Annotated in this window: 13 protein-coding genes and 1 pseudogene; 7 read left to right on the plus strand and 7 right to left on the minus strand. The window is 72.2% G+C overall.

What is annotated here, in order from left to right:
- Positions 1-73: 73 nt before the first annotated feature.
- The 3 genes from tilS to dacB form a co-directional block, all read right to left on the minus strand.
- Positions 74-1,186 (minus strand): tRNA lysidine(34) synthetase TilS, encoded by a 1,113-nt coding sequence (tilS, locus tag KV381_RS15905; RefSeq protein ID WP_030625775.1) that lies wholly within the window; start codon positions 1,184-1,186, stop codon positions 74-76.
- Positions 1,187-1,372: 186 nt separating this feature from the next.
- On the minus strand, positions 1,373-2,506 hold the full coding sequence (locus tag KV381_RS15910) for a zinc-dependent metalloprotease (RefSeq protein WP_098024154.1): 1,134 nt from the start codon (positions 2,504-2,506) through the stop codon (positions 1,373-1,375).
- Between the two features lie 82 nt (positions 2,507-2,588).
- Entirely contained in the window at positions 2,589-4,064 is a 1,476-nt protein-coding gene (dacB, locus tag KV381_RS15915; protein WP_218785434.1) for a D-alanyl-D-alanine carboxypeptidase/D-alanyl-D-alanine-endopeptidase, read from the minus strand.
- Positions 4,065-4,150: 86 nt separating this feature from the next.
- Here dacB and KV381_RS15920 point away from each other — a divergent pair, with 86 nt between their 5' ends.
- Both KV381_RS15920 and KV381_RS15925 read left to right on the plus strand, forming a co-directional pair.
- A complete protein-coding gene (locus KV381_RS15920) occupies positions 4,151-4,645 on the plus strand; it encodes an inorganic diphosphatase (RefSeq protein ID WP_018959738.1) in 495 nt (164 codons plus the stop codon).
- 188 nt (positions 4,646-4,833) lie between these two features.
- The gene (locus tag KV381_RS15925) at positions 4,834-6,537 is read left to right on the plus strand and encodes a threonine/serine exporter ThrE family protein (protein ID WP_030087952.1); all 1,704 of its coding nucleotides are present in this window, start codon (positions 4,834-4,836) and stop codon (positions 6,535-6,537) included.
- 142 nt (positions 6,538-6,679) lie between these two features.
- On the opposite strand, the gene KV381_RS15930 is transcribed toward KV381_RS15925, so the two are convergent.
- On the minus strand, positions 6,680-7,405 hold the full coding sequence (locus KV381_RS15930) for a DedA family protein (protein WP_030087954.1): 726 nt from the start codon (positions 7,403-7,405) through the stop codon (positions 6,680-6,682).
- Between the two features lie 152 nt (positions 7,406-7,557).
- On the opposite strand from KV381_RS15930, the gene KV381_RS15935 reads away from it, so the two are divergent.
- The 5 genes from KV381_RS15935 (at position 7,558) to KV381_RS15955 (ending at position 12,146) form a co-directional block, all read left to right on the plus strand.
- Positions 7,558-7,923 (plus strand): YbjQ family protein, encoded by a 366-nt coding sequence (locus tag KV381_RS15935; RefSeq protein ID WP_030087957.1) that lies wholly within the window; start codon positions 7,558-7,560, stop codon positions 7,921-7,923.
- A gap of 145 nt (positions 7,924-8,068) precedes the next feature.
- The gene (locus KV381_RS15940) at positions 8,069-9,361 is read left to right on the plus strand and encodes an ion channel protein (protein WP_030087959.1); all 1,293 of its coding nucleotides are present in this window, start codon (positions 8,069-8,071) and stop codon (positions 9,359-9,361) included.
- 170 nt (positions 9,362-9,531) lie between these two features.
- A complete protein-coding gene (wrbA, locus tag KV381_RS15945; protein ID WP_030625769.1) occupies positions 9,532-10,155 on the plus strand; it encodes an NAD(P)H:quinone oxidoreductase in 624 nt (207 codons plus the stop codon).
- 41 nt (positions 10,156-10,196) lie between these two features.
- Positions 10,197-11,624, plus strand: a complete 1,428-nt coding sequence (locus KV381_RS15950; RefSeq protein ID WP_218785435.1) for a glutamate decarboxylase — start codon at positions 10,197-10,199, stop codon at positions 11,622-11,624.
- Positions 11,625-11,771: 147 nt separating this feature from the next.
- Positions 11,772-12,146 carry a hypothetical protein gene (locus tag KV381_RS15955; protein WP_218785436.1) on the plus strand — a complete coding sequence of 125 codons (375 nt, stop codon included), beginning with the start codon at positions 11,772-11,774 and terminating at the stop codon, positions 12,144-12,146.
- A gap of 13 nt (positions 12,147-12,159) precedes the next feature.
- On the opposite strand, the pseudogene KV381_RS37075 reads toward KV381_RS15955, so the two are convergent.
- The 3 genes and pseudogenes from KV381_RS37075 to KV381_RS15970 form a co-directional block, all read right to left on the minus strand.
- Positions 12,160-12,692: pseudogene (locus KV381_RS37075) on the minus strand (hypothetical protein).
- On the minus strand, positions 12,689-13,657 hold the full coding sequence (locus KV381_RS15965) for an ATP-binding cassette domain-containing protein (protein WP_306438259.1): 969 nt from the start codon (positions 13,655-13,657) through the stop codon (positions 12,689-12,691). Before KV381_RS15965 ends, KV381_RS37075 begins: the two are co-directional and overlap by 4 nt.
- 96 nt (positions 13,658-13,753) lie before the next feature.
- Positions 13,754-14,395, minus strand: a complete 642-nt coding sequence (locus KV381_RS15970; RefSeq protein WP_030625761.1) for a PadR family transcriptional regulator — start codon at positions 14,393-14,395, stop codon at positions 13,754-13,756.
- Between the last annotated feature and the right edge of the window lies 1 nt (position 14,396).

A 14,396-nucleotide genomic window follows, 5' to 3' on the forward strand; every position in this document is an offset into this window, starting at 1 on the left:
GCCGACGGCCCGGCCCGCCGGTCCGGGGTGCCCGGGCCGGCGGCGGTTCGTCTGCACTTCAGCCGCTTGCGCGTCAGCTCTGCCGAATGACCAGTCTGCCACCCTGCCGCATCGCTTCGACGCGGCCGGGCAGGTTGATGGCGCGCTGGCCGCGCCAGCCGGTGATCAGGCGGTCGACTTCTTCGAGGTGCCGGGCGAAGAGCGAGCCGGCGGGCGCCCCGGCCTCGATCAGTGCGCGGCGCAGCACCCGGCGGCGTACCGCGGGGGGCAGGACGTAGAGCTTGGCGCACTCCAGCCGGCCGGTGTCGTCGCGTACGGAGAGCTCGGCCTCGGCGGCCCAGGTGTCCAGGGCGTCGGCGTCGTCGCGGGAGAGCTGGGCGGTGCGGGCGAGGGCTTCGACGACGCCTTTGCCGAGCGCCTTCTCCAGGGCGGGCAGGCCTTCGTGGCGGAGCCGGGAGCGGGTGTAGGCGGGGTCGATGTTGTGCGGGTCGTCCCAGACGGGCAGCGACTGGACCAGGCAGGCCTTGCGGGCGGTCTGCCGGTCGAGCTGGAGGAAGGGGCGGCGGTAGCGGCCGGCGGGCCCGGAGGCGGCGGCCATGCCGGAGAGCGAGCGGATGCCGGAGCCGCGGGCGAGGCCGAGGAGGACCGTCTCGGCCTGGTCGTCGCGGGTGTGGCCGAGCAGGACGGCGGCGGCGCCGTGGCGTTCGGCGGCGGCGTCCAGCGCGGCGTAACGGGCGTCGCGGGCAGCGGCCTCGGGGCCTCCCTCGCGCCCGACGTGCACGGCGACGGCCTCGACGGGGCCGAGGTCCATGGCGGTGAGCCGGGTGACGACCTCGGCGGCGCGGAGGCCGGATCCCGGCTGGAGGTTGTGGTCGACGGTGACGCCGCCGGCCCGGACGTCGAGTTTGCGGGCCTCGAACGCGAGGGCGGAGGCGAGCGCCATGGAGTCGGCGCCGCCGGAGCAGGCGACGAGGACGAGCGGGGTGTCGGGCCGTTCGGGGAGGGCGGCGCGGGGGGCGCCCGCCGTGCCGGCCTCGGCGTAGCGGGAGCGGGCGGCGTGCGCGGGGCGCCTGGCCGCTTCGGCGGGCCGTTCGTGGTCGGCGTGCCGGTGGAATTCGGTGAGTACGTCGTGGAGTACGCGGCGGACCGCCAGGCGTATCGCCGCGACCGCAGGATGGGGACCCATGTCCGGTGCCCTTCGTGGAGTTCGGGAGGAGCGTCGAGCGCCGGAACGCGTGAGTCCCGTCACTCAGAGTGCGTCGATGGTGACAGAGGCAAGCTGTTCATCGAGCATTGCACGCCTTCCCATGCCCCTATGGTCCCTCGGATGGGTGATTGGAGGGCCAATTTGGGTCCGCGGGCCGCCTGATGGTCAGGATTCGGCCTTACGGTGCACCCGCGCGACCCAGTCGGCGGGCTTGGCGATCTCGGCCTTGGTCGGCAGGGTGTTCGGTGAGGTCCAGACGCGGTTGAAGCCGTCCATGCCGACCTCGTCGACGACCGATCGTACGAACTTCTCGCCGTCCTTGTACTGCCGGAGCTTGGCGTCCAGGCCGAGGAGCTTGCGCAGGGCTTGGTCGAGGCGGCCGGCGCCCTGGGCGCGGCGCTGCTGGAACTTCTCCCGGATCTCGGAGACGGAGCCGACGACGTCGGGGCCCACGCCGTCCATCACGTAGTCCGCGTGGCCCTCAAGGAGGGACATGACGGCGGTGAGGCGGCCGAGCACCTCGCGCTGGGCGGGGGTCTGGACGATGTCGACGAGGCTGCGGCTGTCGCTCTCGCCCTGTTCGCCCTCGGGGCGGCCGCCGGAGAGCGACTGGGCGGCTTCGCGGAGGCGTTCCACGAAGGTCATCGGGTCGACGTCGGTCTCGTCGAGGAACGTCTGGATCTCGCCCTGGAGGTGGTCGCGGAGCCAGGGCACGCCGGTGAACTGGGTGCGGTGGGTCTCCTCGTGGAGGGCGACCCAGAGCCGGAAGTCGTGCGGGTCGACGTCCAGCTCGCGTTCGACGTGGACGATGTTCGGGGCGACGAGGAGCAGCCGGCCGCCGCCGTTCGCGGAGGCGGGCAGGTCTCTGGTGGCGGGGGCGAAGGTCTCGTACTGGCCGAGCACCCGGGAGGCGAGGAACGAGAGCAGCATGCCCAGCTCGACGCCGGTGACCTTGCCGCCGACCGCGCCGAGGACGGCTCCGCCGGGCCCGCCGGAGCGGCGGCTCTCCATCTTGGTGAGCAGGGGGCGCAGCAGCTCGCGGAAGCCGGCGACGTTGGCCTTGATCCAGCCGGGGCGGTCGACGACGAGGACGGGGGTGTCCTCGGGTTCGGTGCCCTCGGGGATCATCCGGGTGAAGAGCCGGACGTGTTCCTCCGAGGCCTTGGCGTGCCGCCGGAGCTCCGCGACGACGGCGCGGGCCTCCTCGCGGCTGATGTCGGGCCCGGGCCGCACGAGCCGGGTCGCGGTCGCCACCGCGAGATTCCAGTCGACCATCTGGGCACCACCGATGCTCGTCATGCGTCAACCGTACGTGAGGCTGTCGTCCCTTGGTGGGGTGTTGCAGGGCTCTTCGGCTGACGGCAGGCCCCGGGGCCTGCCGTCAGCCGCCCGTTCCGGCGAGGGCGGTGGCCAGGGCGTCGAGGGCGGGTTCGGCCTGGGTCGCGTGGAGGCTGCCGGAGGCGAGGAAGGCGAAGGCGAGGAGCCGGCCCTGTCGGTCGACGACGGTTCCGGCGAGGGCGTTGACGCGGTTGAGGGTGCCGGTCTTGGCGCGGATCAGACCGGTGCCTCCGGCGTCCTTCTCGTAGCGGCCGTCCAGGGTGCCGCTGAAGCCGGCGATCGGGAGGCCGGTGAGGACGGGGCGCAGTCCGGGGCGGTCGGGGTCGGCGGCGCGGGCGAGGAGGGCGGTGAGGAGGGCGGGGGTGACCCGGTCCTTGCGGTCCAGGCCGCTGCCGTCGGCGAAGTGGGCGTCGGCCACCGGGATCCTGAGCTTCTTCAGTTCGTTGGTGACGGCGCGGCGGGCCCCGGCGAACGAGGCCTTCTCGCCCTTGGCGATGGCGGTCTGCCGGGCGAGGGCCTCGGCGATGTCGTTGTCGCTGTTGGTGAGGGTGCGCTCGACGAGGGCGGAGAGCGGGGCGGAGCGGTGGGTGGCGAGGGTGCGGGCCTTGTCGTCGGCGCGGGCCTCGCGGGGCTCGCCGGTGACCTTGACGCCGGCCTTCTCCAGTTGTGCGGCGAAGGTGCGGGCGGCGTCGCCCGCGGGGTCCTCGCTGCGGTCGGCGACGCCGCGGTCGGTGTCGTCGAGGCGGCCCTCGTTGACCATCAGCGCGGTGACGGGCGCGATGTTCTCGTTGGGGCTGATCGGGTGGAGCACGGGGCCGGTGTAGCGGGAGGTGTCGTACGTGAGCCGTACGGAGTCCTTGTCGTCCTCGCGGAGCGCCTCGGCGGCCTTTCCGGCCATCGTGCGCAGGGCCGTCTCGCCGAGCGTGGGGTCGCCGCCGCCGACGAGGGTGAGGGTGCGCGCGTCGGGGGAGAGCGCGGCGGTGGTGGCGATGCAGTGGTCGGGGCCGAGGACGGAGAGGGCCGCGGTGGCGGTGGCGATCTTGATGGTGGAGGCCGGCGTCATCGGCGTGGTGGCGCCGCGTCCGTACAGCTCCTTGCCGGTGGCGGTGTCGATGACGGACGCGGCGACCTCGGTGCCCAGCTCGGGCGCGCCGATGAGCGGGGCGAGGGCGTCGCGGAGCCCGGCGGGGTCCTGGGGGGCGTCGTGGGTGGTGGTGCCGAGGGCCGGGAGGACGGCCGGGGCGCTGGGGGCCGGGCGGGGGCCGTCGGGCGTCGGGCGGCCGTGATGTGCGCCACCTGTGCGGTCACCGGCGGCTGCCAGTGCCCGCTCGGCCTTACGCTGACCGTTGTCCCAGGGGCCGGCGGCGAGGACGGCGCCGGCGGCGACGACCAGGCCGAGCGTTGCGGAGCCTGCGATCACCTGCCAGGTGTACGCCCCGTTGCGCTTCTTCGTCAGGATCTTCGGCCCGCCCCACGGGTCCGAGGGGCGCACCGACGGTTCTTCCACCTGCTCGGCCACCGCTGACCAGCCCCTTTCGCGAGCACACTTCTGCGTGGGGGACACTTAACCACCAGTCGTATGTGTTGATCATGGAGGAGCCACCCGTGGAGTTCGACGTCACCATCGAGATCCCGAAGGGTTCGCGGAACAAGTACGAGGTGGACCACGAGACCGGTCGGATCCGCCTGGACCGTCGACTCTTCACCTCGACCAGCTACCCGGCCGACTACGGCTTCGTCGAGAACACCCTCGGCGAGGACGGCGACCCGCTGGACGCGCTGGTCATCCTGGACGAGCCGACCTTCCCGGGTTGCCTCATCAAGTGCCGCGCCATCGGTATGTTCCGGATGACCGACGAGGCGGGCGGCGACGACAAGCTGCTCTGCGTCCCGGCGTCCGACCCGCGGGTGGAGCACCTGCGCGACATCCACCACGTGTCGGAGTTCGACCGCCTGGAGATCCAGCACTTCTTCGAGGTCTACAAGGACCTGGAGCCGGGCAAGTCCGTCGAGGGCGCCGACTGGGTCGGCCGTACCGAGGCGGAGGCCGAGATCGAGGCCTCGTACAAGCGTCTTGAGGCGCAGGGCGGCGCGCACTGACGTCCCTCTTCCGGTTCCGTTGGTGAGCCGGACGGCCGTCTTCGAACGGGCGGTACACCTTCGCGGGTGTGCCGCCCGTTTCGCTGTCCGCACTTCCGCGCGTGCGGGGCCCATGCCGGTGGCCATACTGGGCACACGTGCGGCGGGGCGACCCCCAGTGACGTGCAGTCGAGCAGGAACGAGGTCGAGTGGTGGCGGAATCGGGCGGTCCCGAGGACCAGAAGCCCCAGTCCGACGAGGCGCGGAGCGCTTTCGCTCCGCCCGCGGGGACGATGTATCCGGTGTCGCCGCCCGAGGAGGACCATCCGACGTCGGAGTTCGCCATCCCGACCGGGGTGCACCAGGAGCCGAACGGTCCGGCCGCGTCGGGCGGCGGTTCCGGGGGCGGTTCGAACTCCGACACGCTGAGTTCCGCTTTCACGCCGCCGAGCACGTACAACGCCCAGCAGTCGCCGCCCGCGTTCACCCCGGCGCAGGGCATTCCGATGGTCAAGCTGACCAAGGAGGCGCCCTGGCAGGACCGGATGCGCACGATGCTGCGGATGCCGGTCACCGAGCGTCCGGCCACGGAGGCGATCCAGCACACCGACGACGAGACCGGCCCCGCGGTGCCGCGCGTGCTCGACCTGACGCTGCGTATCGGGGAGCTGCTGCTGGCGGGCGGTGAGGGCGCCGAGGACGTCGAGGCGGCGATGTTCGCGGTGACCCGGTCCTACGGGCTCGACCGCAGCGAGCCGACCGTCACGTTCACGCTGCTGTCCATCTCGCACCAGCCGTCGCTGGTCGACGACCCGGTGACGGCGAGCCGTACCGTACGCCGCCGGGGCACCGACTACACCCGGCTGGCGGCCGTGTTCCGGCTGGTCGACGACATCACGAACACGGACGCCGAGGTGTCGCTGGAGGAGGCCTACCGGCGGCTCGCGGAGATCCGCCGTAACCGCCACCCCTACCCGGGCTGGGTGCTGACGGCGGCCGCCGGGCTGCTGGCCGGTTCGGCTTCGGTGCTGGTCGGCGGCGGGTTCCTGGTGTTCGTCGTGGCGGCGGCGGGCGCGATGCTCGGCGACCGGCTCGCGTGGCTGTGCGCCGGGCGCGGGCTGCCGGAGTTCTACCAGTTCACGGTGGCCGCGATGCCGCCCGCCGCGATGGGGGTGGCGCTGACGCTGACGCATTCGACGGACATCCGCCCGTCCGCGGTGATCACCGGTGGGCTGTTCGCGCTGCTGCCGGGGCGGGCGCTGGTGGCGGGTGTGCAGGACGGGCTGACCGGCTACTACATCACCGCGTCGGCCCGGCTGCTGGAGGTCATGTACTTCTTCATCGGGATCGTCGCGGGCGTGCTGATCATCCTGTACCTGGGGCTCCAGCTGGGGGCGCAGCTCAACCCCGAGGCCCGGTTCACGCCGTACAACGAGCCGGTGGTCCAGATCCTGGCGTCGATGGCGCTGAGCCTGGCCTTCGCCGTGCTGCTCCAGCAGGAGCGGTCGACCGTGCTGGCGGTCACCCTGAACGGTGGCGTGGCCTGGATCATCTTCGGGGCGATGGCCCGGACCGGGAACATCTCGCCGGTCGCGGCCACGGCGGTGGCGGCCGGGCTGGTCGGCCTGTTCGGCCAGTTGTTCTCGCGCTACCGGTTCCACTCCTCGCTGCCGTACATCACGGCGGCGATCGGGCCGCTGCTGCCCGGTTCGGCGACGTACTTCGGTCTGCTGGGCGTGGCGCAGAACGAGCTGGACACCGGGCTCGCCTCGCTGTCGACGGCGGTCGCGACGGCGCTGGCCATCGCGATCGGGGTGAACCTGGGGAGCGAGATCTCGCGGCTGTTCATGGGGGTGCCGGGCGCGGTCGGCGGGGCGAGCCGGCGGGCGGCGAAGCGGACCCGGGGGTTCTGAGCCCGCGGGCCTCGTGGCCGTACGGACGCGGGTACGCACGCCGTACGCATGCTGCACGGACGCCCGTACGCGCGCCGGTACGCGCAGAAGCGCCCCTCCCCGGAGCTGCGGGGAGGGGCGCTTCGTCGGGTACGTACGCGGGTCAGCGCTTGGCGTGACGGCCGCGCTGGCCGGAGGAGGGGCCGTTGCCGCCCGCCGGGGGACGGCCGGAGCCGTCGCCGTCCGGCGCCTCGGCGGCGGCCGCCTTCTTGTTCTGGCTGCGGGCCCGCAGCACCTCGATCACGATCGGCACCACGGAGATGAGCACGATCAGGATGAGGATCATCTCGATGTGCTCGTGCACGAAGTCGATCTTGCCGAGCAGCGCTCCGAGGACGGTGACGCCGACGCCCCAGAGGATCGCGCCGACGACGTTGTACGTGATGAAGGAGCGGTAGTTCATCCGGCTGACGCCCGCGATGATCGGCGTGAAGGTGCGCACGATGGGCACGAAGCGGGCCAGGACCAGGGACTTCGGGCCGTGCTTCTCGAAGAACTCGTGGGCCTTCTCGACGTTCTCCTGCTTGAAGAGGCGGGAGTCGGGGCGCTTGAAGAGGGCCGGGCCGACCTTGCGGCCGAAGAGATAGCCCACCTGGTCGCCGACGATCGCGGCGACGGCGATCAGCGTGCAGACCAGCCACAGCGGGTACTTCAGCTGTCCCGTGGTCACCAGCAGACCCGTGGTGAACAGCAGCGAGTCGCCGGGCAGGAAGAACCCGATCAGGAGGCCGGACTCGGCGAAGACGATGAGAAGGAGGCCGGGGAGCCCGAACGTGTTGAGCAGATAGTCCGGGTCCAGCCAGCTCGGTCCGAGCGCAAGCGTATTCAAGGGTCCGGGCTCCAGGATGAGGTGTGCGATGGCGGCTCTGTGGCTGCCCCAAGCTATCAACGCCCGATGGGCGCCCGTGGTTCCAGTGGCGCACAGCGGGAATGCGCATCCTGGAAAGCGGCCCGAAGCTGATCACAGGAGGTGCCACAAACATGGGCATTGAGGAATTCGGTGGCGGCCAGACGGCCCAGGCGGACGTGCTGGTCGTCACCACGAACGACGTACCCGGCTACCAGGTGACCCAGGTCATCGGCGAGGTCTTCGGGCTGACCGTCCGGTCGCGGCATCTCGGCAGCCAGATCGGCGCCGGGCTGAAGTCGATGATCGGCGGCGAGCTGAAGGGGCTGACCAAGACGCTGGTCGAGACCCGTAACCAGGCGATGGACCGGCTGGTGGAGCAGGCGCGGGCCCGGGGCGCGAACGCGGTCCTGATGATGCGCTTCGACGTGACCGAGGCGGCGGACGTCGGCACGGAGGTCTGCGCGTACGGGACGGCGGCGGTGATCAGCAAGGTGTGACCCGGGCACGGCCCCGGGCGGTGCGGCTGCCGCGCGGGTGCGGCTGCCGCGCGGGTGCGGCTGCCGCGCGGGGGTGACGCGGGGGCGCCGGGCCGCCGAGACACCATGAAGCGTTTTGCCCTTTTCGTCGCTCTAGGGTGGGCCGGTGGCCCCCGAATCCCCCGCTCCGCCGCCGGCTCCCCCGCGCCCCCCGGCCGCCCCGGCCCGGCGGCTGCTGCCGCTCGTGCTGCCCGCGATCGCCGTCGGCGTCGTGTGCGCGCTGATCCTGCTCGGCGTGAGCCTGCTGGCGGAGCAGTTCCAGGACGTGCTCTGGAAGACCCTGCCCGACACGCTCGGGGTGGGGCGGTTCTCCTCGCTGTGGATGGTCGTGATGCTCACCGCGACCGGCCTCGCGGTGGGGCTCGTCCTGCGGACCGTGCCCGGTCACGGCGGCCCCGACCCGGCCACCACCGGGCTGGTCGACGCCCCGATGCGGCCCGGCATCGTGCCCGGGCTGCTCCTGGTGACGGTCCTGGCGCTGGCGGGCGGGGTGAGTCTCGGCCCGGAGAACCCGATCACCGCGGCCAACATCGCGCTGGCCTTCTGGCTCGGCCGGCGGTTCGCACCCGGTGCGCCGGGCGAGCTGTGGGTGGCGCTGGCGGCGGCCGGAACGATCGGGGCGCTCTTCGGCACCCCGGTCGCCGCCGCGCTGATCCTCTCCGAGGTGCTGGCCTCTCAGCCGGGCCCCGGGGCGTTCTGGGACCGGCTGTTCGCCCCGCTCGCGGCGGGCACGGCGGGCGCGCTGACCATGTCGCTGATCGCGCACCCCAGCTTCGACCTGTCGCTCCCGGCGTACGACGGACCGCACTGGGGCGATCTGCTCTCCGCCCTGCTGATCGCCTCGGCGGGCGCGCTCCTCGGACTGCTCGCGGTGTACGCGTTCCCGGTGGCGCACCGGGTCTTCACGGCGCTGCGGCACCCGGTGCTCGCCCTGACGGCGGGCGGTCTGGTGCTGGGGCTGCTCGGCGCGCTGGGCGGCCATCTCACCCTCTTCAAGGGGCTCGACGAGGTGAAGGAGCTCGCCGGCGACCCGGACGGCTGGTCGGCCGGGGAGTTCGCGGGGATGGCGGTGGTGAAGACGGCCGCCCTCGTGATCGCGGCCGCCTGCGGCTTCCGGGGCGGCCGGATCTTCCCGGCGGTCTTCGTCGGGGTGTCGCTCGGGCTCTGCGCCCACGCGCTCGTCGACGCGGTCCCGGCGGCGCTCGCGGTGTCCTGTGCGGTGCTGGGCGTGCTGCTCGCCGTCACCCGGCAGGGCTGGGTGAGCCTGTTCACCGCGGCGGTGCTGGTCAGCGACGCCTCCGTGCTGCCATTGCTGTGCGCGGCCACCCTGCCCGCCTGGCTGCTGGTCACCGGGCGGGCCCAGATGCAGCTGGACGGCGACGGGAAGTCGCTGCGCTAGGCGAGCGGCGTACGCCGTTCACCGGGTGGTCACGGAGAAGGACCCGCCCGACGCGCCGGACGCACCGAACCTCCGTATCGTCGGGTTCATCTGGTTCGCGCGCTTTGCGCGCTGTGCGCGCTCACGCCCCGACACGGTTCCGTACCGCTGCTCCGACGGAGGTCCCCCGCATGCCCACGCCCGTCAACGTCGCCGTCATCTACTACTCCTCCACCGGCACCATCGCCACGATCGCGAAGGCGATGGCCGAGGACGCGGAGCGGGCCGGGGCGCAGGTGCGGCTGCGCCGGGCCGCGGAGCTCGCCCCGCAGGCGGCCATCGACTCCAACCCCGCGTGGGCCGAGAACGTGACGAAGACCGCCGACATCCCCGAGGTCACACCGGACGACATGGTCTGGGCGGACGCGGTGATCTTCGGTACGCCGACCCGGTTCGGGAACATCACCGCCCAGCTGAAGCAGTTCATCGACACGCTCGGCGGGCTGTGGCAGTCGGGACAGCTCGCCGACAAGGTCTACAGCGGCTTCACCTCCACGGCCACCGCCCACGGCGGCCAGGAGTCCACGCTGCTCGCGCTGTACAACACGATCCACCACTTCGGCGGCATCCTCGTCACCCCCGGGTACACCGACCCGACGAAGTTCGTCGACGGCAATCCGTACGGCACCTCGCACATCGCCGGGCAGGGTGACCTCCCGGTCGGCGAGCAGACGCTCACCGCCGTCCGCGTGCAGGCCGAGCGGGTCGTGAAGTTCACCCGGGCGATCAAGGCGGGCCTGGCAGCGGAGAGCTGACCCGTACCCGCATCGCTTCGGCCGAGAGAAGGGCTTCCCCCATGCCGCTCCACCGCGGTGCCCACCCGGAACAGGACGAACCCTCCGAGGAGCGGCGCAGGCTCGCCCTGAACCCGTTCTTCGGCGAGGCGGACCCGACGGCCGCGATGAACACCGCGCCGCCCCGGCACCGGCTGCCGGACGGGCCGCTGCCGCCGCTGACGGCGTACCGGCTGGTCCACGACGAGCTGATGCTCGACGGCAACTCCCGGCTCAACCTGGCCACGTTCGTCACCACCTGGATGGAGCCGCAGGCCGGTGTCCTGATGGGCGAGTGCCGGGACAAGAACATGATCGACAAGGACGAGTACCCGCGCACCGCCGAGCTGGAGAAGCGCTGTGTGGCGATGCTCGCCGACCTGTGGAACGCGCCCGATCCGGTGTCCACCGTGGGGTGTTCGACCACCGGGTCGAGCGAGGCGTGCATGCTCGCGGGGCTCGCCCTGAAGCGGCGCTGGGCGAAGCGGAACGCGGACCGCTATCCGGCGACGGCACGGCCCAACCTGGTGATGGGCGTCAATGTGCAGGTCTGCTGGGAGAAGTTCTGCACCTTCTGGGAGGTGGAGGCCCGGCAGGTCCCGATGGACGGCGAGCGCTTCCACCTCGACCCGCAGGCCGCCGCCGAGCTCTGCGACGAGAACACCATCGGGGTCGTCGGCATCCTCGGCTCCACCTTCGACGGGTCCTACGAGCCGATCGCCGATCTGTGCGCGGCCCTGGACGCCCTCCAGGAGCGCACCGGACTCGACATCCCGGTCCACGTGGACGGGGCGTCCGGCGCGATGGTGGCGCCCTTCCTCGACCCGGACCTGGTGTGGGACTTCCGGCTGCCGAGGGTGTCGTCGATCAACACCTCGGGCCACAAGTACGGCCTGGTCTACCCGGGCGTCGGCTGGGCGCTGTGGCGTACGGCGGAGGAGCTGCCGGAGGAGCTGGTCTTCCGGGTGAACTACCTGGGCGGCGACATGCCGACGTTCGCGCTGAACTTCTCCCGGCCCGGGGCGCAGGTGGTCGCGCAGTACTACACGTTCCTGCGCCTCGGGCACGACGGCTACCGGGCGGTCCAGCAGGCCTCCCGGGACGTGGCCTGCGGACTGGCCCGCGCGATCGAGGAGTTGGGCGACTTCCGGCTGCTCACGCGGGGCGACGAGCTGCCGGTGTTCGCCTTCACGACGACCGCCGACGTCCACGCGTACGACGTGTTCGACGTGTCGCGCCGGCTGCGCGAGCGCGGCTGGCTGGTGCCCGCGTACACCTTCCCCGCCAACCGGCAGGATCTGTCGGTGCTGCGGGTGGTGTGCCGCAACGGCTTCTCCTCCGACCTGGCCGAGCTGCTGATCGAGGACCTGAAGCTGCTGCTGCCCGAACTGCGGGCGCAGAAGCATCCGTTGAGCCATGACCGGGCGGCCGCGACGGCCTTCCACCACTAGGAGGCGTCTCGCTCCGTGACCCGGGCGGCGCCCTCGAAGGGTGCCCGAAAGGCCTCGGAGCGGGACAACTAAGCTCTCCCTCGCAGCATGAACCCCTGTGCCCACACCCCAGGGGCTCCCCCCACCACGCCTGCTCGGGAGGCTTTTTTGTCCACGCACCTCACGGCCCGCGGCGCCACGCGCCGCCTCGGCCGTACCGCCGCCACCGCGGCCACGGTCGCCGTCGCCGTGCTCGGCACCACGCTCGCCACCGCGCCCACGGCGTCGGCCCTGGACAGCCGGTCCTGCACCAAGAACATCACCAACCAGTGGCGCACCGTGGACGACCTGGCCGGGGCCGCGGTACGCACCGGCCCCGGCCAGACGTACAAGAAGCGGTACGGCCTCGACTTCGCCGGCCACTTCTGGGCCGTGTGCCAGGCCAAGAGCGCCGCCGGGAACGTCTGGTACTACGGCAAGGACTCGGTCTACGACCGCAAGGGCTGGATCGTGGCCTCCAAGACCGGCAAGGGCAAGTACTAGACCGCGGGCCCCCTCAGCGGCTCAGCCGCGCGAACTTCCGTACCGCCAGCGGGAAGAACACCGCGATGATGGCCACCGGCCAGAGGATCGCGAGCAGTTGGGCGTGTTCGGCGGCCCAGGATCCGGTGGCGCCGCCCGGGTTGCCGAACAACTCCCGTACGGCGGTGGCCGTCGACCGGCCACTCGGATGACCATCGGCCACCAGGCCAGCATGCCAGAGCCGCGACCGCTGGAGGATGCCGCGCTCCACCCGCCCATCGGCATCCGCGATGCGCCGACCAGGAGCATCGGCATGAGCGGAAGCGGTGATGTCCGAGGTCCTGGGTGACCGCGAGCATCGCTCTCGGCCGAAGGCCGAGCCAGATAGGTGAACATCAGGAGCAGCATCACCGGGAAGACCAGGCCCACGACCACCTCGACGGGCTGCCGGGCCCAGTGCGCCAGTTCGCGGCGGGTCATCGTCCAGGAGTCGGCCAGCGCCCAGCCGAGCCGGGCGGACGCCCCGCCGCCGTCCGGGCCGGGAACCGTCGTCGTGGCCGCGCTCATGCCGGCACCTCCGCCTTCTTCTCCGCACGCCGTTCCGCCGCGGGCTGTCCGGTGAGCGACAGGAACACCTCGTCCAGGGTCGGGCGGCGCACCGCGATGTCCTCCGCCTCGATGCCCGCCTCCTCCAGCACCCGCACCGTCCGGGCCAGGGCCGCCATCCGGTCCGGGGCGGGCGCGCCGATCCGCCGCCGGTCGGGGTCGAGCGTCAGGTCCTCGCCGCCGAGCAGCGCGGCCGTCTCCACCAGCCGGGAGGCGTCGCGCAGGACGATGTCGATCCGGTCGCCGCCGACGAGGGCCTTCAGCTCGTCGGGGGTGCCCTCGGCGACCGCCCGGCCGCCGTCGATCAGCGAGATCCGGTCGGCCAGCTGGTCCGCCTCGTCCAGATACTGCGTGGTCAGCAGCACCGTGGTGCCGCCGCCGACCAGCGACCTGACCGCATCCCACACCTCGGTCCGGCCGCGCGGGTCGAGGCCGGTCGTCGGCTCGTCCAGGAACAGCACGTCCGGATCGGTGATCAGCGACGCGGCCAGGTCCAGCCGTCGGCGCATGCCGCCGCTGTACTGCTTCACGGCCTTGCGCCCGGTGTCCGCGAGGCCGAACCGCTCCAGCAGCTCGTCCGCCCGGCTGCCCGCCCGGCGTGCGCCCAGGTGGTACAGCCGCCCGAACATCTCCAGGTTCTGCCGCCCGCCGAGCTGTTCGTCCACCGCCGCGTGCTGCCCGAGCAGCCCGATCCTGCGCCGCACCTCGCCCGCCCGCTCCCGGACGTCGAGGCCGGCCACGGTCACCCCGCCCGCGTCGTGACGCAGCAGCGTCGACATGATCCGTACGGCGGTGGTCTTGCCCGCGCCGTTGGGGCCGAGCACGCCGTGCACGGTGCCGCCGCTGACGGCCAGGTCCAGTCCGTCCAGGGCGCGCTTCTCCCCGTACCGCTTGTGCACACCGTCCATGACGATCGCTTCGGTCACGTTCCCCGCCGCCCTTCCATGCGTTCACCCACGCCTGTAGTCAAACTTGACTAGCAGGTCGAAGGTAAACCCCGCCGCAGCATTCGTCAAACTTGATTAGTCGCGGTCCCCGGGATCGGGAACACCGGTCGCGTACGGGTTCTCCTCACCCTCGGCGAGCACGCCGACGAACGGATCGCCCTCGCCCGCGAAGGTGTACGCGCCGCCCTCGATGCGGGCGATCAGGCCCCGGGTCCACTCCGCGCCGGTGTCGGCCGAGTGCACCCACAGATTCATGATCTCGCCGATGTGGCCCAGGGATTCGGGGCCCTCCTCGGGCGTGTAGTACTCGGTGACCGAGTCCCGCCACCCTTTCATGGCCTCGATCCGCTCCTTGAGCAGCGCGACCGCCTCCGCGCGGGGCAGGTCCACGATGAACCCGATCGCCGCCGAGAGGACGTCCATGTCCTGGTCGTAGGAGCGGATGGCGTCACGCAGCAGGGTGCGGTACTCCGCCAGGCCCGCGTCCGTGACCTCGTACTCCGTGCGCGGCGGGCCGCCGGCCGTGGAGGGTGCCGTCTCGTGCGCGAGGAGCAGTCCCTGCTTCGCCATCTGCTTCAGGGCGTGGTAGATCGACCCCGGCTTGGCGTTGGACCACTCGTGCGCGCCCCAGTACTCCAGGTCGTTGCGGACCTGATAGCCGTGTGCGCGGCCGTGCATACGCACGGCGCCGAGGACCAGCAGCCGGATCGCGGACATG

It is taken from the genome of Streptomyces sp. WY228 (assembly GCF_019287315.1).
In the GTDB taxonomy this organism is placed as follows: domain Bacteria; phylum Actinomycetota; class Actinomycetes; order Streptomycetales; family Streptomycetaceae; genus Streptomyces; species Streptomyces caviscabies.

Bases quoted from the DNA above. Each gene is read 5' to 3' on its own strand.
- tilS (WP_030625775.1), bottom strand. From the start codon at position 1,186: ATGGGTCCCCATCCTGCGGTCGCGGCGATACGCCTGGCGGTCCGCCGC.
- KV381_RS15910 (WP_098024154.1), bottom strand. From the start codon at position 2,506: ATGACGAGCATCGGTGGTGCCCAGATGGTCGACTGGAATCTCGCGGTG.
- KV381_RS15935 (WP_030087957.1), top strand. From the start codon at position 7,558: ATGGGCATTGAGGAATTCGGTGGCGGCCAGACGGCCCAGGCGGACGTG.
- wrbA (WP_030625769.1), top strand. From the start codon at position 9,532: ATGCCCACGCCCGTCAACGTCGCCGTCATCTACTACTCCTCCACCGGC.
- KV381_RS15950 (WP_218785435.1), top strand. From the start codon at position 10,197: ATGCCGCTCCACCGCGGTGCCCACCCGGAACAGGACGAACCCTCCGAG.
- KV381_RS15970 (WP_030625761.1), bottom strand. From the start codon at position 14,395: ATGTCCGCGATCCGGCTGCTGGTCCTCGGCGCCGTGCGTATGCACGGC.